Annotated in this window: 15 protein-coding genes and 1 pseudogene; 6 read left to right on the top strand and 10 right to left on the bottom strand. The window is 71.5% G+C overall.

Annotation, left to right across the window (positions count from 1 at the left end; all coding sequences use genetic code 11):
* Positions 1-412: 412 nt before the first annotated feature.
* Together ABZT17_RS39675 and ABZT17_RS39670 are read right to left on the bottom strand one after the other, a co-directional pair.
* Positions 413-1,294 carry an LLM class flavin-dependent oxidoreductase gene (locus ABZT17_RS39675; protein ID WP_356356684.1) on the bottom strand — a complete coding sequence of 294 codons (882 nt, stop codon included), beginning with the start codon at positions 1,292-1,294 and terminating at the stop codon, positions 413-415.
* A 43-nt stretch (positions 1,295-1,337) separates the two neighbouring features.
* The gene (locus tag ABZT17_RS39670) at positions 1,338-2,357 is read right to left on the bottom strand and encodes an aldo/keto reductase (protein ID WP_356356682.1); all 1,020 of its coding nucleotides are present in this window, start codon (positions 2,355-2,357) and stop codon (positions 1,338-1,340) included.
* 147 nt (positions 2,358-2,504) lie between these two features.
* On the opposite strand from ABZT17_RS39670, the gene ABZT17_RS39665 reads away from it, so the two are divergent.
* Positions 2,505-3,083, top strand: coding sequence for a TetR/AcrR family transcriptional regulator (locus tag ABZT17_RS39665; RefSeq protein ID WP_356356700.1), 579 nt, complete (start codon positions 2,505-2,507; stop codon positions 3,081-3,083).
* 56 nt (positions 3,084-3,139) lie between these two features.
* On the opposite strand, the gene ABZT17_RS39660 is transcribed toward ABZT17_RS39665, so the two are convergent.
* The 8 genes and pseudogenes from ABZT17_RS39660 to ABZT17_RS39625 all read right to left on the bottom strand — a co-directional run bounded on the left by ABZT17_RS39660 (position 3,140) and on the right by ABZT17_RS39625 (position 14,503).
* Positions 3,140-4,708, bottom strand: a complete 1,569-nt coding sequence (locus tag ABZT17_RS39660) for an NAD(P)/FAD-dependent oxidoreductase (protein ID WP_356356680.1) — start codon at positions 4,706-4,708, stop codon at positions 3,140-3,142.
* Positions 4,709-4,815: 107 nt separating this feature from the next.
* Positions 4,816-7,059 (bottom strand): serine/threonine-protein kinase, encoded by a 2,244-nt coding sequence (locus tag ABZT17_RS39655; RefSeq protein ID WP_356356678.1) that lies wholly within the window; start codon positions 7,057-7,059, stop codon positions 4,816-4,818.
* Between the two features lie 61 nt (positions 7,060-7,120).
* A complete protein-coding gene (locus tag ABZT17_RS39650) occupies positions 7,121-7,963 on the bottom strand; it encodes an oxygenase MpaB family protein (RefSeq protein WP_356356676.1) in 843 nt (280 codons plus the stop codon).
* 81 nt (positions 7,964-8,044) lie between these two features.
* Entirely contained in the window at positions 8,045-10,201 is a 2,157-nt protein-coding gene (locus ABZT17_RS39645; protein WP_356356674.1) for an FUSC family protein, read from the bottom strand.
* Between the two features lie 317 nt (positions 10,202-10,518).
* Positions 10,519-10,638 (bottom strand): annotated as a pseudogene (locus ABZT17_RS39640) (aldehyde dehydrogenase); the annotation flags it as partial.
* 129 nt (positions 10,639-10,767) lie between these two features.
* Positions 10,768-11,889, bottom strand: coding sequence for a hypothetical protein (locus ABZT17_RS39635; RefSeq protein ID WP_356356672.1), 1,122 nt, complete (start codon positions 11,887-11,889; stop codon positions 10,768-10,770).
* A 138-nt stretch (positions 11,890-12,027) separates the two neighbouring features.
* Complete coding sequence (locus ABZT17_RS39630) at positions 12,028-12,477, bottom strand: DUF1931 family protein (RefSeq protein ID WP_356356670.1); 450 nt, start codon at positions 12,475-12,477, stop codon at positions 12,028-12,030.
* A gap of 244 nt (positions 12,478-12,721) precedes the next feature.
* Entirely contained in the window at positions 12,722-14,503 is a 1,782-nt protein-coding gene (locus ABZT17_RS39625; protein WP_356356668.1) for a helix-turn-helix domain-containing protein, read from the bottom strand.
* A gap of 277 nt (positions 14,504-14,780) precedes the next feature.
* On the opposite strand from ABZT17_RS39625, the gene dnaK reads away from it, so the two are divergent.
* The 5 genes from dnaK to ABZT17_RS39600 all read left to right on the top strand — a co-directional run.
* Entirely contained in the window at positions 14,781-16,682 is a 1,902-nt protein-coding gene (gene dnaK, locus ABZT17_RS39620; protein WP_356356666.1) for a molecular chaperone DnaK, read from the top strand.
* Positions 16,683-16,690: 8 nt separating this feature from the next.
* Positions 16,691-17,299: a nucleotide exchange factor GrpE gene (locus tag ABZT17_RS39615; protein ID WP_356356664.1), complete on the top strand. Its 609-nt coding sequence runs from the start codon at positions 16,691-16,693 to the stop codon at positions 17,297-17,299.
* 6 nt (positions 17,300-17,305) lie between these two features.
* On the top strand, positions 17,306-18,256 hold the full coding sequence (locus ABZT17_RS39610; protein WP_356356662.1) for a J domain-containing protein: 951 nt from the start codon (positions 17,306-17,308) through the stop codon (positions 18,254-18,256).
* A complete protein-coding gene (locus ABZT17_RS39605; RefSeq protein ID WP_356356660.1) occupies positions 18,256-18,663 on the top strand; it encodes a chaperone modulator CbpM in 408 nt (135 codons plus the stop codon). The genes ABZT17_RS39610 and ABZT17_RS39605 overlap by 1 nt, the downstream gene beginning before the upstream one ends.
* The coding region (locus ABZT17_RS39600) for a Clp protease N-terminal domain-containing protein (RefSeq protein WP_356356658.1) at positions 18,654-19,703 on the top strand (1,050 nt) is incomplete at its 3' end. The genes ABZT17_RS39605 and ABZT17_RS39600, both read left to right, overlap by 10 nt.

Here is a 19,703-nt window from a genome sequence, read left to right as displayed (position 1 = left end):
CTCCGTCAGATTTATTGCCGGGGATGCCGGGTCGACGGGCGTCAGGGCTCCACCGAGCGCGTCGGTCGGTCGGGTTCCGTGGCGGGTCGGTCGGGCCGGGACCGGCACCGGCACCGGCACCGGCACCGGGCGACCGTCGAGGCGTCGGACGGCGTCCTGTTCGACCAGGCAAGCTCGGCGGACTCGGCACGGAACCCGACGGTGGGGTGGGAGGCGACGGAGGACCAGGAGCAGGCCGTGACTCCGCCTCCGTCGGGGTGGTCGTGCGGGCCTGGTCAGATCCGGTACGTGCTGCGGGCGTTGGTGGCGCACGGTGCTGATCCCGGCCGTCGGGAGGGTCGCGGTCGCGGGGCCGGCTGGTCCCCCTCGGGCTGGGCGGACCACGGCTCGTGCGCCGAGACGGGCGGCCTCCTCATCGCGGCGGGTGCCCGGTGATCAGCTCGTCGGCGGCCCATCGAGCGACCCCTGCGGGGTACGGCGCCGGCAGGCCGAGGACGATGTGGCGGAAGCCCGCGTCGAGCGCCTCGGTGATCGCGGTGCGGGTGGCGGCGGGGTGATCGTAGGAGACGGGCAGGTGGATGGAGCGCGTGATGGAGGCCGGGTCACGGCCGATCTCGGCGCAGTAGCGGTCCAGCAGGGCGCTGCGGCGGGTGACGTCCGCGAGGTCACCGCCCGGGATGTTCCACAGGTCGGCGTGTTCGGCGACCAGACGGAGGGTCGCGGAGGCGCGGCCGCCGATGAGGATCGGCGGGTGCGGGCGCTGGAGGGGTCTGGGGTTGCCGAACGCCCCGGTGAGGCGGATATGGGTGCCGTCGTGGTCGAACGGTTTCTCCTCGGTCCACAGCCGTCGTATCACCGTGAGGGCCTCGGCGAGGCCCTCCACGGCGTGGCCCGTGTCGTGGAAGGGAAGCCCGTGGGCCGCGTACTCGCGATGGGCCTCGGGCGGGTGCGGGCGTGAGCCGACGCCGATACCGAAGTCGAGACGGCCGCCGGAGACGATGTCGACGGTCGTGGCGATCTTGGCGAGCATCGCCGGTGGCCGGAAGCGATTGCTGGTCACCAGCAGTCCCAGGCGCAGTCGGCGGGTCTGGGCGGCGAGGGCCGAGAGCAGGGTCCAGCCCTCCAGGATCGGCCCGTCCGGGTCACCGGCGATCGGCATGAGGTGGTCGAACAGCCAAGCGTGCTCGATCTCGGGGATGGCGTCGGCCTCGCGCCAGACCCGAAGGACGTCCTGGTAGTCGACCTGCATGGGCGCGGTCATGATGCCGAAGGTGGGGCGGGGCAAGGGTGTCATGGGTGGTCGGTCCTTTCCGCTGATGGTCGGCCGCGTGCGTGCTTCAGCGGCGCCGCAGCGACGGATCGAGCAGCGCGGGCGGGGTGTCGAACTTCTCGTGGGCGGCCATATCGGTGCCCGGCGCGACGATCTCGTCGATCGCGTCGAGGACGTCCGTGGAGAGCACGGTGTCGGCGGCGGCCAGCTGCGCGTTCAGGTGGTCCAGGGTGCGCGGGCCGATGAGGGCGCCGGTGACGGCGGGGTGCGCGGTCACGAAGCCCAGGGCGAGCTGGATCATGGTCAGGCCGGCCTCGTCGGCGACCTCGGCCAGTCGTTCGACGGCGTCGAGCCGGGCCCGGTTGTGAGGGAGCGTCAGGTCGAAGCGGTCCGGCAGGATCGCCGAGCGGTGGGTCGTGACCTCCCTGCCCCGGCGGACCGCGCCGGACAACCAGCCCGAGGCCAGCGGGCTCCACACCAGCACCCCGAGCCCGTACTCCTCGACCACGGGCAGGACATGGGCCTCGACACCGCGCTGGAGGATCGAGTAGCTGGGCTGTTCGGTGACGTAACGGCCCAAGTGGTGCTCGCGGGCGGCCCACTGGGCCTGCACGATCCGGTGGGCCGGGTAGGTGGAGGAGCCGAAGTAGCGGATCTTTCCGGCGCGTTGGAGGTCGGTGAGCGCCGACAGGGTCTCCTCGTCGCTGGTCGCCGGGTCCCAGCGGTGGATCTGGTAGAGGTCGACATGGTCGACGCCGAGCCGGCGCAGGCTGTCCTCCAGCGCGGTCACCAGCCAACGGCGGGAGCCGCCCTGGTGGTTGCGCTCCTCACCCATCGGCATGGCCGCCTTCGTGGCCAGCACGATGTCGTCCCGGCGCCCGGCGATGGCCTTGCCGACCATCTCCTCCGACTCGCCGGCGCCGTACATGTCGGCGGTGTCGATCAGGTTGATGCCGGCTTCGAGTGCGGTGTCGACGATCCCGGTGGCCTCCGCCTGCGTGGTGCGGCCGATCCGGCCGAAGTTCATCGCGCCGAGCGCGAGCGTGCTGACCTGTACACCTGTGCGGCCCAAGGTGCGGTATTGCATGACCGTATCTCCTCATGACATGACTGGTTACCGGGCCCGTGCTCTGGGAAGATGAGCAAACGGAACCTCGTTCCGGAACGATACGGAACATGGTTCCGCTTTGGCAAGGAGAGGGTTGTGCGAGGAGAAGACGGAGGGGTCCGCGCGATGAACGACGGCCCGGGGACGGGCGAGTCCCGGCGCAAGGACGCCCGGCGCAACAAGGAGACACTGCTGGATGCGGCCGCCAAGGTCTTCGTCGCGAAGGGGGTGGACGCCCCGGTCCGTGACATCGCGGCCGAGGCGGGCGTCGGTGTCGGCACGATCTACCGCCACTTCCCGACACGGGCGGACCTGATCATCGCCGTGTACCGGCACCAGGTGGAGGCCTGCGCGGAAGCCGGCCCGGCCCTGCTGGCGAGCAGCCCGGGCCCGCATGCCGCGCTGGCCCGCTGGATCGACCGGTTCGTGGACTTCCTGGTCACCAAGCACGGCCTGGCCGGTGTCCTGCAGTCCGACAACACCGGCTTCGAGACCCTGCACACCTACTTCCTCGACCGCCTCATGCCGGTGTGCGCCGAACTGCTCGACGCCGCGACCGCCGCCGGTGAGATCCGCCCCGGCATCCAGCCCTACGAGCTGATGCGCGGCGTCGGCAACCTCTGCGTCGGCGCGGAGACCGACGCCCGGTACGACCCCCGCCGGCTGGTCGAGCTGCTGATCGCGGGGCTACGCCGGGTCGACTGAGGATCCGGCGGTGGCCGGCGGCCGGGGAGTCCCGTGGACGTCCCGTGCCGAGGAGGTCACCGGCCGGTCGCCTCCAGCACCGCCATCGCCGCGTTGTGGCCGGGCACCCCGCTCACTCCCCCGCCGCGCACCGCGCCGGCCCCGCACAGCAGCACGTTCGGGTGCCGTGTCTCCACGCCCCAACGGCCGCCGTCCTCCTGGGAGTAGGGCCAGGACAGGGCGCGGTGGAAGATGTTGCCGCCGGGCAGGCGCAGGTCGCGCTCCAGGTCGAGCGGGGTCTTCGCCTCGATGCAGGGGCGGCCGTCGGCGTCGACGGCCAGACAGCCGGCGAGGGGTTCGGCGAGCTGGGCGTCGAGCTGGGCGAGGGTCGACTTGAGGAGGTCCTCGCGCACCGAGTCGTTGTCCCCCTCGAAGAGCCGCGCCGGAGTGTGCAGTCCGAAGAGGGTGAGGGTCTGGTAGCCCTGTTCGACGAGGTCGGGACCGAGGATCGACGGGTCGGTGAGGGAGTGGCAGTAGATCTCGGAGGGCGGGACGGCGGGGAGCCGGCCTGCCGCGGCCTGGGCGTGCGCGGTGGCCAGCTGCTCGTAGCCCTCGGCGATGTGGAAGGTGCCGGAGAACGCCTCCCGCGGGTCGACCGATGTGTCACGGAGCCTGGGCAGCTGCTTGAGCAGCATGTTCACCTTGAGCTGGGCTCCCTCGGCGGGAGCGGGGGCCGCGTCCGAGGTGAGTTCGGCCAGGGCCTGCGGGGAGGCGTTGACCAGGACGTGCCGGGCCGCCACCACGCCTTCGCCGTCCGCCGTGCGGTATGTGATCTCGGCGGCTGCGCCGTCCGTGTCGATCCGTACCGCCTCGTGGCCGGTGGCGATGACCGCGCCCGCGTCCCGGGCCGCCGCGGCCAGGGCGTCGGTCAGCGCGCCCATGCCGCCGACGGGGACGTCCCAGGCGCCCGTGCCACCGCCGATGACGTGGTAGAGGAAGCAGCGGTTCTGGGCCAGTGAGGCGTCGTGGGCGTCGGCGAAGGTGCCGATCAGGGCGTCGGTGAGCACGACCCCCCGGACCAGGTCGTCGGCGAAGCGGTCCTCGATCGCTACGCCGATCGGCTCCTCGAACAGGGTCCGCCACGCCTCCTCGTCGTCGACGCGGCGGCGCAGTTCCGCACGGCTGGGCAGCGGCTCGGTGAGGGTCGGGAAGACACGCTCGGCGACGCGCCCGGTCATGCCGTAGAACCGCTGCCAGGCCTCGTACTCGCGTCCGGAGCCGGTGAGCCGGGCGAAGGCCTCCCGGGTGCGGCGCTCGCCGCCGCCGACCAGCAGACCGGTCGCGAGGCCGTCCCGCTCGACGGGGGTGTAGGAGGAGATGGTGCGGCCGCGCACCCGGAAGTCGAGGCCGAGGTCGCGCACGATCTTCTTCGGCAGCAGGCTGACCAGGTACGAGTAGCGGGACAGCCGGGCGTCCACACCGGCGAAGGGCCGGGTGGAGACCGCGGCGCCCCCGGTGTGGTCGAGGCGCTCCAGGACCAGTACGGAGCGTCCGGCCCGGGCCAGGTAGGCGGCGGCGACCAGGCCGTTGTGGCCTCCGCCGACGACGACGGCGTCGTAGGTGCGGTGTCCCTCGTGTGCGGTCATGGTTCTTCGTAACACGTGATGATCCACACCGGCCAGAGGGGGCGGCGGGGGAAGGGCGCCCGACGGCGGACCGGCGACGGGGGAGAACCGGTGCCCGACGGCGCGGCTCAGTGCCCGCCGGACGCCCGCTGCTGCTGCCGCAGCACGGCGACCCTGCGGTACAGCTCGACGGCCTCGGCGCCGCGCCCGAGCTGCTCCAGGCAGTGGGCCTCGTCATTGCGGCTGGCGAGGGTGTCGGGATGCTCGGCGCCGAGGACCCGCTCGCGGGCGGCGGCCACCCGCCGGTACTCGGTCAGCGCGTCGGCCCACCGGCCCAGCCAGCCGAGTCCCACGGCGACCTCGCGCCGGCTGACCAGGGTGTCCGGGTGGTCGGGGCCGAGCACGCGCTCGCGGATGGCGCAGACGTCACGCGACTCGGCCAGCGCCTCCTCCCAGTGGCCCAGCCGGCCCAGATTGACGCCGAGGCCGTGGCGGGCGCGCAGGGTCTCGGGATGAGTGGGGCCCTGGACACGGGTCCGGTCCTCGATCAGCTCCCGGTAGAGGATCAGCGCCTCTGCGCTGCGGCCGAGACGACCGAGGCTGATGCCGACCTCGTAGCGGGCGGCGAGGGTGTCGGCGTGGTCGGGTCCCAAGGCCCGGGCACGGGCCTCGGCGACCTCGCGGTAGGTCTCCAGCGCCTCGGGCCAGCGGCCCAACTGACCGAGGGCGTAGGCGACTTCGTAGCGGGTGACCAGGGTGTCGGGGTGCTCGGGCCCGAGCACGCGCGCGCGTGCGGCGGCCACGTCGGCGGCCATCCGGTACGAGTCCTCCAGGCGGCCCAGTCTGCTGAGGTTGAAGGCGAGGTTGTGGCGGCAGCGCAGGGTGTCGGGATGGTCCGGACCCATACCGCGCTCCCGGGCCGTGAGCACCGATGTGTACACCTGGTGCGCGTCGAAGTGACGGCCCAACTGGCCCAGTACGTACGCCATTTCCTGGCGGGCGGCGAGCGTGTCGGGGTGGTCCGCGCCGAGCGCCCGGGTCCTGGCGGCGGCCACGAACTTGTACTCCTGCAGCGCCTCGGCGGCCCGGCCGGTGCGGCTCAGGGTGAAGGCGACCTCGTAGCGGCTGGCGAGGGTGTCGGGGTGGTCCGGGCCGAGCAGGCGGCCGCGCTCGGCGGCGACCGCGCGGTGCACCTCGCCGGCCTCCTTCCAGCGGCCCAGACGTCCCAGGCTGAGCCCAGCGTTGTGCCGTCCGGCCAGGGCGGTGAGGGTCTGCGGGGAGGGGGCCGAGGGCTGGTCCGGCGCGGGCTCGTCGGACCGTCCGCCGGCGGGCCGCGCGATCCATTCGCCGGTCAGTCCCGCCCCGGCGTCCGGCGGTGTGGTGCTCAGTCCGGCACCGGTCGCCTTGTGGCCGGTGGTCATGTCCCGGGTCCAGGACGGCAGCCGTGGTTCGCGCGAGGCCATCGGTTCGGACGGGCGCAGGGCCGGCTGCGGGGTGACGACGGTCGGCACATACGTCGGTGTCGTACGGCCCAGGCTGATCCGGCGTCCCAACTCCCTCGCGTCGTGCGGGCGTTGCTCGGGGCGTTTGGCTAGCAGGTCCAGGATGACCTTCTCGAGGTACTCGGGGAGTTCGGGACGCCGGCCGCGCGGCGGGCGGGGCGGGGTGTCCCGGTGGCCGACGAGGATCGCCCAGGCGTCGTCGAGGTCGAACGGGGGTGCCCCGGTGGCGATCTCGTACAGCACGCACCCCAGGGAGTACAGGTCGCTGCGGTGGTCGACCTCCGAGCCGCCGATCTGCTCCGGGGACATGTAGTGCGGGGTGCCCATCGCGATACCGGTGCCGGTGAGCCGGGAGGTGAAGCCGATGTCGTGGCCGAGGCGGGCGATGCCGAAGTCGCAGATCTTCACCGTGCCGTCGGTGAGCCGCATGATGTTGGCGGGCTTCAGATCGCGGTGCACGATGCCCTGCTGGTGGGTGTAGGCGAGGGCGGCGGCGACCTGGTCGGCGATGTCCACCACGTCGCCGACGGGCAGCGGGTGGTGCTTGTTGTCCTCCAGGAGCTGGCTGAGGTTGCGGCCCTCCAGCAGCTCCATGACCAGGTACAGGATGCCGTCCGCCTCACCGAAGTCATGGACGACGGTCACCCCGCGGTGGGAGAGCGCGGCGGCCACCCGGGCCTCCCGGCGGAAGCGCTCGCGCAGCACTCTGGTGAACGCCTGGTCGTGGTGCGGGCCGAGCGGCTTGAGGCACTTCACAGCGACATGCCGGCCGAGGGACTCGTCCCGGGCCCGCCACACCTCGCCCATACCGCCCCGCCCGATCAGGTCGAGCAGCCGGTACCGGCCCTGGATCAGCCTGCTGTCCCCCATCGTCCGCGATCGCCCCCGTACGGTTCGCCCCGCCCACCCCTGGCTCGTCCAGTATGGCGAGCTATCGTCCGAGTTTGTACGGGGCCGGACGGGAGCCCGGGCCGAGCCGTGCCATCGCGCGAAGAATGTGTTTGGGCGGGAGTTGCCAGCGCACACGTGGGGGAACGCAGCGCAGCAGGTTGCCCGTGGCACGCAGTTGCAGGGTGACGGTCTCCGGTTTCGGGGCCGGTCTGCCGTACAACTCGTGGGCGTACGGCGGCAGGGCGGCGTACGCCAGAAGTGCCACGCGCCGCCACAGCACCTCGCGCGCCGGGACCAGGAGGGGATGCGTCGGCGGACGGAGGAGGAAGTCGTCCACTTCGCGTGCCTCGGGTCCGACGGCGAGTTCGGGGCGGACCTTCTCGAAATAGGTGTTCATCTCGGCCCGGTCAGCGGGTACGGCGGCCGGGTCGAGGCCCACCAGCCGTGCGCTTTCCCGCTGTTCGGCGATGTAGCGGTCGGCCTCGGCGTCGGTGAGCCGGAGTCCGGAGCGGCGTGCGACGTGCAGATAGGAGTCGATCTCGGCGCAGTGCACCCACAGCAGCAGCGTGGGCTCGTCGACGCCGTACCGCTCCCCCGTGTCCGGGTCGGTCGCCGACAGCAGGGTGTGGATCTTGCGGACGCGGGAACCGGCGCGCTCGGCGGCCTCCGTGGTGCCGTAGGTGATGGTGCCGACGAAGTTCGCGGTCCGCATCAGCCGGCCCCAGGCGTCCTTGCGGAAGTCGGAGTTCTGCATCACGCCGCGCACCGCGCGCGGATGCAGGGCCTGGAGATACAGCGCGCGGATTCCGGCGACCCACATCATCGGGTCGCCGTGCATCTGCCAGGTCACCGACTTCGGTGTGAACAGTCCGGGATCACCCATACCGGCAGTGTGACGAGGCTTTGCGTCCAGGAGGAAGAGGTGTACGAGTTCGATCTGCTGGGACATTGGGGCAGATACGCTTCAGGATCCGTCACCTTCCGTCGCCGCGGCGGCCCGCACCAGCTGCTCCTCGCGAGCAGAGCCGACGTCCCGTTCCAAGGCGGTGCGGCTCACGGCTGTCGCAAGGTCCTCCAAGGCCCGTTTCTGCAGTTCCGCCTCGCGCCGCACGACCGGGCTCCCGTTGCCCGCGGCGGCGTCCTCCCACGCGTGAAGCGCCTCCTCCACGCGTCCCCAGTCCGGATTCCTGTGTTCGCGCACGGCGACTGCCGCCTTCGCGGTGTCCGTCTCCAGGGCCTCGGCGAATCGCTCCGCCTCGGGGACGAAACGGCTGTCGGCCCGCGGGACGTGGCTCTCCATGAGCATCGCTGCCCGGCCGAACCCCTTGAGCGCCTCCTGCGCCTCCTGGGCCTCGCGCGACGTCAGACCCCTGGGGCGGACCGGTTCCCGCCTTGCCCGGTCGTATGCCTCCTGCCAGGCGGCATGTGCCTCCCTGCTGTCCAGCAGTGCCCTGCGCATGCCGGCGTGATGCTCCCGGGTCGGTTCGGCGTAGTAGCGGAGCACCGCGGCGGCGTAGCGGCCGTTGGCGGCGAGCCAATCCGCGAGCCGACTCGGCAGTCGGGGTGTCTCCCATGCCGGGAACACCACGTACGCCAGCATCGCCAGGACCCCGCCGAGCAGGGTGAGTACCACCCGCTCCGGGACCGTCTGCTCCCATGCCTGGCCGCCCATGCCGAGCAGGAAGACGACGTACGCGGCGGTGAAGCACTGGGAGTAGGCGTAGCCGGTGCGGTTCAGCGTGTACGACAGGCCCGCCGAGACCACCGCCAGCGCGCCGGACACATGGGCGTCCGGGCCCAGGGCCCGCACCATCCCGGTGGCGAGCGCTACCCCCGCCAGGGTCCCGGCGAGACGTGCCACCGCACGCGCGTACGTCCGGTGGAAGTCCGGCCGCATCACCATCACCGAGGCGATGGGCGCCCAGTAGCCGTGGCCCAGGGGGAGCCGGGCGGCGATCAGATAGCCGAGCGTGGCCACCGCCGCCAGGCGGACGGCGTGCCGGAAGATGGGCGAGTCCGGACGGAGCTCACGGCGCACCGCCCGGACGATCACCGGGACCAGCCGGAGCATGGTCGGGCGCACCAGGAACTGGGCGCCGGCGAGGCCGGGCGGCGTGGGCCTCCTCCCGCTCACGCAGCCGCTCCCGGCGATCTCCAACGCCTCACCGAGCAGTTCCACGAGCCGCTCGGCGGATTGCCGCGCGGGGCCCTCCAGCACCTCGTGCTCCTCGTCGACACGCAGGACGTCTGTGCTCTCGGGCCGCACCTCGGCGGGAGTGCCGCGGCGGATCGAACGGGCGGTCGCATCCAGGACGTCGGCGGCCGCGTCGAGCAACTCCCGCGCGCGGTCCCGCCCGGGTCCTTCCGCCGGGGCGCCGACGTCGGGGTCGGCGAGCGCGGCGACGACCGGCCGAATGCGCTCGGCGAGGCCGCGGGGGCCGTGGAGGACGGGGGGACGGGTGCGGGCCTGTGAAGGCGTCACGGCGGCCGCGTCCCGGGCCGTCATCAACGGCTCCGGGTCGAACGGGGCGGTCGGATCGTGCCGCAGCCGGCGGGCGTAGTCCGCCACGGCGGCCAGGGCGTCGGCGAGCGCGTCACGATGCGCTCCCCAGCGGCGGATCGGGAACAGCAGGATCAGCACGGCCTGTGTCACGCCCCCGAGTGCGATGACCCCGGCGTGCTCCAAGGCACGCGCGACGCTCGTGGGCAGGGTGATGGTCACGAGCATGCTCCCCACGGTCGTCGCCGCGACGATCCCAGCGGTCGATCCGACGGCCCACGCCATTCCCGCGGCGAAGGCCCATACGGCCAGCAGCGGAAGGAACGTCACGAGTCGCCCCGCCGCCAGGTAGCCGACGAAGGTGCTGAGCGCCAGACCCGCGCCCGCGCCGAGCGCCACCACCTTGCGCGGACGCCAGCTGCGCTGGAAGACGGCCCCACCCGCGGAGTAGGCGCCGAGGGCGGCGGACGCGGCATACGCCGGGGAGATCAGCCACAGCGTCGGCCCGACGACGATCGCCACCCCGGCGGCCGTGCGCAGCGCGAGCAGGGGCTCCAGCCGCGTCTCCTCGATCGTGAGCCCGGATCGCACGACCTCCCCGAAGGCCCGCGGCCACGTCACGGGTGTCCGCCTGGCCGGAACGCCCTGCCGGGTCGCGTCGGCCCGGTTGCGGTGCGGCAGTCGTCGTGCATGGAAGCCTCCCACACGGCCCGCGAGCCGGCCGGCGGCCGCAGCCGCTGGACGGGGTGCTGCCACGGCGGACACTGCTGGACGTTCACCGTCCGTCCTCCGGGCCGGAGCGCGGGCAATCGCTGTTGGTTCAGGTCCGGCCGGAGCGGGGCGATCGGCCCCCCAGCCCCGTCCGGCGCACGGGCAGGTCGGCACCCGTCCCCCGGGCCGGTCCGGGGGAAACAGGTGGCACGGCGGCCCCGGGTCTCTCACCGCTTGTGGCCGTTGCCGTGTGCGTTGGGATGCAGGACCACCTTGGTCCGGCCCTCGTCACGGGCGTCGAAGTGCTCGTGGGCGGTGGGGGCCTCGTCCAGGCTGAACTCGTGGGTTCGCCTTGCGCAGCCGGCCGGCCGGGCGGAGCTTCGGCGTTCCGGCGGCGTCGCGTCCGGGTCCCCGTCGGCTCCCGAGCGAAACAACCACGCATCGACCGACGGCGCCTGTCCGGCTGAGATCACCCGCTAGTCACCCTGGTCGTCCTGCAGCACGCTGCGACGCTCCTGTTCACGCTTGGAGTAGGCGGCCGACCGGATCGCGTCGTCGCTCTCCAAGCCCGACCCCAGCGCGCCGCCCACCGTGGCGACCGAAGCGACGAACCAGGACAACGTCCAGTACTCCGTGACGTCCAGCGGCGTTCGTGTCGTGGAAGCGAACACCCGGCTGTTGAGGATGAACAGCGCCCACACCAGGTTGATGACCATCAAACCCACGTAGCAGACGAGCACCCCGATACCCACGGTCACGACCGTCGAAGCGTTGTAGAGAGCCGCCCTCTTCCTCGCCTCCCGGGAAACCTCATCCGTTCGATGCCACAGCTTCGCGTCCACGATCAGCCAGCCGATCATGAGCGCGACAGACCCGACCATGGCGATCACCAGGCGTGGCGTACTCAGGGAGGCGGCCAGGCTCCAGATGGTGGAGTTCACGGTGGCGACCGCTCCCGTGGCGAGTGCGGCCGCCAGGGCTTTCGACAAACCCGGCACCAGGCGCCACGGCCTGTTGGCGCGCACCATGCCGAGGAGCACCCTCAGGTAACCGCGCGGCCCGCTGATGACGTACCTGAGATCAGCGGTCTCCTCTTCGCCGACCTGGCCCGGGTGAACAGGCGCGAGACGACTGACGAAGGGCGCCAGAAGAGGCTGACTCCGGGGAGGTCCGTCAGCCTCGGTGGCCCGCGGGCCCGACAGGCTGAGCACGGCTTCTTCCACGGCCCGCCGGGCCCTCGTCTGCAGACGCATGCCCCCCAACGTAGGAAGAGACAGCAGGGCCAAGCCGTGTTCGTGACTCAGATCCACCACGAGCTTGCGCCCGTGTACGTGCAGCGGAAGGTCGGTGAGCGCCACGACGATGTCCCACCTCTCCGCACTTCCGCGGTCCATGATCCGCCGCATCAAAGTGTGCGGCTCCTCGGTCCCCACGGTGAAGGGCTCACTGACCACCTCGACGTCGAACCGCCGCCCCTTGCCCCACCTGTCGGCGAGCCGATCAGGGAGTGTCCGCGCCATGCCCTGCGCGATCTCCGTCGGCGCATCCGGATCCGCCAGAAGGGCCACGACCGTAACGCCCTGAGACGACACCCGCATGACTCCTTCCCGTCAGCTGCCTCCGTGATCGCAAGTGCCCAGGATCCCCGCGAAGGAACGCCGACGCCGCGTGACATGTCGGCAGGTGCGGGCGGTACGGTCAGATCGATGCGGAGGTCCAGCGGCAGCGGCGCTACTTCAAAGCAGCCGGTCGAAGACCGCGGTCACGCCCTCCCAGTGACTGGTCTGCGGGTTCTTGACATCCGGATACATGATTTTGAACGTCTCGGCGAGGGCGACGCTGAGACCGCCGATGATCTCGGGGTAGCGCTCTTCGGCCTCCTGGGTGGGTGTCCTGTCGAGGGGAGGGTGCGCGGCGAGCTGCTCCAGGATCGGCTTCAGCTCGACCTCCTCGTCGAGCCGCCGGAACCGGTGGATGCTCTCCTGGAGGCCCTTGGTGATCGGCAGATCCCACGGTTCGACGGTATCCCTGCCGTTGGCCTTGGCCGACGCCTGGCCGACTACCAGGAGGTCGTAGAGCTTGGCGTCGACGAAATCGCCGTATCGCTTGAGGTCGTTCCTGTCCACGTCGAGGCTTGCGGCGGCGCGGAAGAACCTCTCGAACTTCGACACACCCATCACGGTCATGCCTCTCGTCTCCTCACTGGGAACGGACGGCGCCGATCGCTCCCGCCCGCGCCGCCATCGGCTGTTACCCCCTCGAGATTCGCAGAGCCCTTTGCTGAGCACCTCCGTACTCCAGGCCGAAAAAACGCGCCCTTCTTCCCCTGGCAGGGCAGCATGAAATGCGCAGGCATCCCTCGGCCGACTGCAGCAGGTCAGCCCGCCCCACTGCTGCTGACACCGCTCGTGCAAAGGTTCCAGCGAGGCATCAGCCGGGGCCGCCCAGCACGATCTTCCACACTCGGGTCGCCACCTGGAGGTTCAGCCGGTCCTCGACGTTCGCGAGGTCATGGCCGCTGATCTCGCGGATGCGCTGGAGCCGATAGCGCAGCGTGCTGCGGTGGATCACGAGGGAGTCGGCGGTCTCGTCGTAGTTGCCGCCGCAGTCGAAGTACCGGGACAGGGTCTCCACCATGGCCGCGTCGTGCCGAGAGTCGTAGTCGATGAGCTGCCCGAGCCACTCGTGGACGAACGTCTCCAGTTCCCGGTAGTCGTTGCCGGGTCCCAGGATGCGGTAGAGGCCGAGCTCGTCGTAGAACGTCGTGCCGTAGCGCTCGCGGGAGCGGCGGCGCACCTCCAGGGCGCGTCGCGCCTCCTGGTAGCGGTGGGGGATGTCGTCCAGGGAATCCGAAGGAGCGCTCACCCCGATCGTCCCGGACCGTGTTCCGGTCTCCCGGGCGAGCGCCTCGTACAGCGCGCGAGAGTGCGGCCTGTCGTCGGCGACCAGGACCACGTGGTCGGATCGTCGGGTCAGCAGTGAGCGCATGCCCACGGCAGCGGCCGCCCGCCCCACGATCTGCGCGAAGGAATCGTCGGCGGTCCGGTTCGACCACTGCACCACGACGACGTAGTTGCTGCGGTGCAGATCGTGTCCGACTGCCTCCGACCGGGCGTAGGCGCTCGCCTCGTCCGTCCCCGCCAGGAGGTCGTCGACCAGCTTCCGGTGCAGCCTCAGCTCCACTTCGGCCAGACTGCGCAGGTGCGTCAGCTCACGGGCGAGCGACACGGCAGCGTGTTCCAGCGCGAGCACGGTGTGCTCGTCGGCCTCGTCCCGCGCGTCGACCAACGCCAGCACGCCCAGGATCTCGCCGTGCGAGCGGATCAGCGTGATCAGCCGGTCCCTCATCCGCACCGGCCCGGCCTGACGGGCAACGGCGTGCAGCATTTCGTCCTGGCGCACGGGGTCCGGTTCGGGATAGGGGACGGGGCGGCCGGGGCCGGTCCAGGACCTCAGCCGACCGAAGCGGTCCTCGACCAGCGCGGGCAGTCCGGTGAGCGTGTGCAGTGCGCGGGTGACGGCTTCCTCTCCGCCACCCGAGGCAGCGACGTCCGCCATGAGCGCGTGAACGGCTCGCTGGTAGCCCAGCTCAGCCACGACGGAGATCAGCTGCCGCTGGAGGGTTGTGTGTTCGGCCCTCAGCCGGTGCAGCTCCAGCGCGTCCTCGCGTTGGCGGCGGTGTGCGAAGGCGACTGACAGTGCGGCAGCGGTGTGCCGGACGAGTGTGGCGAGCAGGGATCGCTCGGCCTCGGTGGGCCGGGAGCGTGACGTCACCACGAGGTAGCCGAGGAGTCCTCCAGCTCCGCGTAGTCCCAGGGCCCGCCCCCAGGGCCTGCCGGCCACGCTCACGTTGCCGTCCTGACCGGCCAGCTCCAGCACCCTCCGGCCCATGGCCGAGGCATGCGTCTGCCCGTTTCTCGGGCTGGGGACCAGGTCGCTGCCCACCTTGAGGTATCCGGCCGCCGCGCTGTACGGCCCCGCGGCGACTATGTGCTCCATGGCCAGGAGAAGGATCTCGCCTTCGTCCCGAGTGTCGAACAGGGCGTGGGAGAGCGCGACCAGTTCGTGGAGACCATGGTCGGCCGGGATGCGGGCGGGTGGGCCAAGCCTTCTGCGCGCGGCCGCGACGTGCCGCCCGGCGCTGCCCCGCGCAAGGCGCCCCTTCCGGCCGGAGGAGCGGTGGTACGGGCCGTACGCTCGACTGCCGACCATGGGATCACTCCGTTCTTCGGAGGCGAGCGGCTTTCGCGTACCCGTTCCCGGGCCGGCTACCCGAGACGTGTGGGTTCTTTCTCTCGTCCTCGTGGGGCGACCGGACCCGTGCATTCCTGACTCGCCAGGCGCAGGCGTGGAGCCACCCGTTTCGTCACCCTGGGGAGTGCTCGAGACCCTCCGCGCGCACCGGTGGGAAACCGGCGGAGCCCCACCGCCACCTGAACGAACGTGATCCGGAGAGTCGACGCAGACGCTGCACCGGGAGGAGTTCCTCATGGCCAAGGCAGTGGGCATCGATTTGGGCACCACCAACTCGGTGATCGCCGTGTGGGAGGGCGGCGAGCCGTCCGTCGTGCCCAACAGCGAGGGCAATCGCACGACACCGTCGGTGGTGGCCTTCACCGACACCGGGGAACGTCTGGTGGGTCAGCTGGCCCGGCGCCAGGCGATCCTCAACCCCAAGGGCACCATCTACTCGGCCAAGCGGTTCATCGGCCGGCACTTCGACGAGATCTCCGAGGAGGCCAGGGCCGTGGCGTACGACGTCGTCGAGGGCGACGGCGGGGCGGCCCGCTTCAAGGTACGCGACAAGCTGTACGCGCCTGAGGAGATCAGCGCACAGGTGCTGCGCAAACTTGCCGACGACGCGTCCAAGCAGCTGGGGGAGCGGGTCACGGAGGCCGTCATCACGGTGCCCGCCTACTTCAACGACGCTCAGCGCACCGCCACCAAGGACGCCGGACGGATCGCCGGACTGGAGGTGCTGCGGATCATCAACGAGCCGACGGCGGCCGCCCTCGCGTACGGCATGGAGAAGAAGGAGCACGAGACCGTGCTCGTCTTCGACCTGGGCGGCGGCACCTTCGACGTGAGCATCCTCGACGTCGGCGACGGCGTGGTGGAGGTGCGCTCCACCGCCGGTGACAGCCACCTCGGCGGCGACGACTTCGACCGGCGTCTGGTGGACCACCTCGCGGACGACTTCCAGAAGGAGAACGGCATCGACCTGCGCAAGGACCCGCAGGCGCTGCAACGACTGTTCGAGGCGGCGGAGAAGGCCAAGACCGAGCTCAGTTCGGTGACGCAGACGCAGGTCAGCCTGCCGTTCATCACCGCCGACGCCTCGGGCCCCAAGCACCTCACCGACTCGGTCATGCGATCCACGTTCGAACAGATCACCGGCGACCTGGTGGAGCGTTGCCTCGGACCGGTGCAGCAGGCGATGGCCGACGCCAAGGTCGGCGAGAGCGACATCGACGAGGTCATCCTCGTCGGCGGTTCCACCCGCATCCCGGCGGTGCAGACTCTGGTCCGCCGGCTGACCGGCGGCAAGGACCCCAACATGAGCGTCAACCCCGACGAGGTCGTGGCCCTGGGCGCCGCGATCCAGGCAGGGGTGCTCAAGGGCGAGGTCAAGGACGTCCTGCTGCTCGACGTGACACCCTTGTCGCTGGGCCTGGAGACGCGCGGCGGAGTGATGACGAAGATCATCGAGCGGAACACCACCATCCCGGTGCGCCGCAGCGAGACCTTCTCCACCGCCGAGGACAACCAGCCGGCCGTCGATGTGGTGGTCCTCCAGGGCGAGCGCGAGCGGGCCGCCGACAACCGGGTGCTGGGCCGGTTCCAGCTCACCGACATCCGGCCGGCGCCGCGGGGCGAACCACAGATCGAGGTCACCTTCGACATCGACGCCAACGGCATCCTCAACGTCAAGGCCCGCGACCGGGACACCGGCAAGGAACAGGGCATCACCATCAGCGAGAGCTCCAACCTGGACCGCGGTGAGGTCGAACGCATGGTCCAGGAGGCCGAGCGCAACCAGGGCCAGGACCAGGCCCTGCGCGAGGCCGTCGACGCCCGCAACGAACTCGACGCCGTCGCGTACCAGGTCGAGAAGCGCCTCGCCGAACTGGGCGACGCGGCGCCCGCGCACGAGAAGGCACGCGCCGAGATGCTCGTGTCCGACGCCCGGGCGGCGGTCAAGGAAGAGGCGGGCGTGGAGCGCGTGCGGCCTCTGACCTCCGAACTCCAGCAGTTGCTCGCCGGGCTGGCGGCCCATCAGGGCGCCGCCGCAACGGGCGTGGGTCCCGGCCAGGACGCCGCCGACGGCGGTCCCACGAGTGGCGGTGACGGTGACGATGATGTCATCGACGCCGAGTTCGACAAGAGTTGAGGCGCGCCATGCCCACCCACCCTCAGGAGCCCGACCGGGCGGCGTCGGATCCGGTCGAACCGGTCCCGGGAGGCGCCGGACGCCCTCCTCGTACGGATGTGCCCCGACCGGGCCCGCCCCGGTCCAAAGCGGCGAACGGCGAACCGGGACCCGATGCCGCCGGTCCCGCGGCTGCCGAGGACGAGTACACGACCGCGATCCAGGAACTGGAGGACCGCTGGCGGCGCGCACTCGCCGACCTCGACAACCTTCGCAAGCGTCACGCCAGGGAACTGGAGCGTGAACGGGCGGTCGAGCGGTCCCGCACGGCGGCCGCCTTCCTGCCGGTCCTCGACAACCTCGAACTCGCCCTGACCCACGCCGGCGCCGATCCGGGAGCGATCGTGGAGGGCGTCCGGGCCGTACGCGACCAGGCGGTGAACGTCCTCGAACTGCTCGGCTACCCGCGGCACGCGGAGACCGGCGTCGCCTTCGACCCGGCCCGGCACGAGGTGGTCGGCGTCGTCCAGGACCCCGACGCCCCACCGGGCACCGTCGTCGAGGTGCTGCGCCCCGGCTACGGGGACGGCGACCGGCAGCTCAGGCCCGCCGCCGTGACCGTCGCGAAGCGGGAGTGACCGGTCATGGCACGGGACTTCTACGAGGTGCTGGGCGTGTCGCGGACCGCGAGCCAGGACGAGATCCAGCAGGCCTATCGCAAACTCGCCCGCAGGCATCACCCCGACGTCAACAAGGACCCCGGGGCGGAGGAGCGTTTCAAGGACCTCAACGAGGCCCACAGCGTCCTGTCCGATCCCAGGACCCGGGCCCGCTACGACCGCTTCGGCGAGGACTTCCGCAAGATCCCCGAGGACTTCGACGAACGGGTCGCGGCCGGAGCGGGCGGCGGCTACCGCGGTCGGGGCACCGCAGGCGGGGGCGGTCCTCGCGTCCGGTACACCACCGGCTTCGGCGACGACTTCGGCGCGGAGGGAATCGACATCGAGGACCTGCTCGGCTCCATGTTCGGAGCCGGGGCCGCCCGGGGCGGCGTCCCCGGAGCGGACCAGGAGGCCGAACTGCCGCTCACCGTCGAGGAGGCGTACCGAGGCGGCCGTCGCACCGTCACACTCGCCGGTCCCACCGGGCAGCCGCGGCGGTACGAGGTCGACGTGCCGCCGGGCGTCACCGACGGGCAGCGCATCCGGCTGGCGGGCGAGGGCGGCCGGGGCAGTGGTGACGCCGCCGCGGGCGACCTTTACCTGCGGGTGCGCGTCCAGCCGCACCCCCGGTTCCGGCTGGACGGGCGCGACGTGCGCGTACAAGTACCGGTCGCCCCCTGGGAGGCGGCCCTGGGTGCGACCGTGCCGGTGCCCACCCCCGGCGGTGGCACGGCGAAGGTCACGGTGCCCGCGGGCTCGTCCAGCGGCCGGCGGCTGCGGCTGCGCGGCGAGGGCATGCCGAACCCGCGGGGCGCGAACGGCGATCTGTACGCCGAACTCCGCGTCATGGTGCCGCCCACCCTCGGCGAGCGGGAGCGCGAACTGTTCGAGGAGCTCGCCGCCACCTCCTCGTACGACCCCAGGAGGACGTGATGAACGACCGATCCGCGGGAGCGGCAGGCATCGGCGGGGCCGGCGTGGGCCACCGTCCGGTGCGGACGGGCGCCGACCTCACCGCCTCGACGACTGTCCGGTACGCGCTCGTCCCCGTCCCCAGGCTCTCCCTGGCCGCCGTGGCCCTTCGCTCGGGCCTCCACCCCGACCTGATCCGCCGGTTCGTCGCCCTCGGTCTGGTCGACGCCGAACGCGACTCCGCGGGGCGACTGGTGTTCGATCCCACGGCCCCGGCGGTTCTCGCCCGTATCCAGCGGCTGCGCACCGGACTGTGCCTCAACTACGCATCCATCGGCCTGGTGCTCGACCTGCTGGACCGCATCAGCATTCTCGAAGCCGCCCTGCGCCGCGTCGGTACGAGGAGTGAAACATCCCCATGGACATGAACCGTCTCACCCAGAAATCCCAGGAAGCCCTCCAGGAGGCCCAGAGCGCGGCCGTCGGCATGGGGCAGACCGAGGTCGACGGGGAACACCTGCTGCTCGCGCTTCTCGATCAGGAGGACGGTCTGATCCCACGGTTGCTGCAACAGGCCGGCACCGAGCCGAACCAACTGCGTGCGGCCGTGCGCGAGGAACTCTCCCGTCGCCCGAAGGTCACCGGTCCCGGCGCGGCACCCGGCCAGGTCTTCGTCACCCAGCGCCTGTCCCGGCTGCTCGACGCCGCCGAGCGGGAGGCCAAACGCCTCAAGGACGAGTACGTGTCCGTGGAGCACCTCCTGCTCGCCCTGGCCGAGGAGGGCTCGGCGACCGCCGCCGGGCGCCTGCTCAAGGAGCACGGCGTGACCCGGGAATCGTTCCTGAGCGTGCTCACCCAGGTCCGCGGCAACCAGCGCGTCACCTCCGCCAACCCCGAAGTGGCCTATGAGGCGCTGGAGAAGTACGGCCGCGACCTGGTCCTCGAGGCTCGGTCCGGACGGCTGGACCCGGTCATCGGCCGGGACGCCGAGATCCGCCGCGTCACCCAGATCCTCAGCCGCAAGACCAAGAACAACCCCGTCCTGATCGGCGATCCCGGTGTCGGCAAGACCGCCATCGTCGAGGGCCTGGCCCAGCGCATCGTCCGCGGCGACGTCCCCGAGGGCCTGCGCGACAAGACGGTGTTCGCTCTCGACATGGGTTCCCTGGTGGCCGGCGCCAAGTACCGCGGCGAGTTCGAGGAACGCCTCAAGGCCGTGCTGTCCGAGGTGAAGGCCGCCCAGGGGCGCATCCTGCTCTTCGTCGACGAACTCCACACCGTCGTCGGCGCGGGCGCCGCCGAAGGGGCCATGGACGCGGGCAACATGCTCAAGCCGATGCTCGCCCGCGGCGAACTCCACATGATCGGCGCCACCACCCTCGACGAGTACCGCAAGCACATCGAGAAGGACGCCGCCCTCGAACGCCGCTTCCAGCAGGTGCTGGTCGACGAGCCGAGCAAGGAGAAC

Source organism: Streptomyces sp. NPDC005648, from assembly GCF_040605395.1.
Taxonomy (GTDB): domain Bacteria; phylum Actinomycetota; class Actinomycetes; order Streptomycetales; family Streptomycetaceae; genus Streptomyces.
Note: the sequence above shows the minus strand (reverse complement) of the source record. Positions and strands in the feature narration are given on the sequence as shown.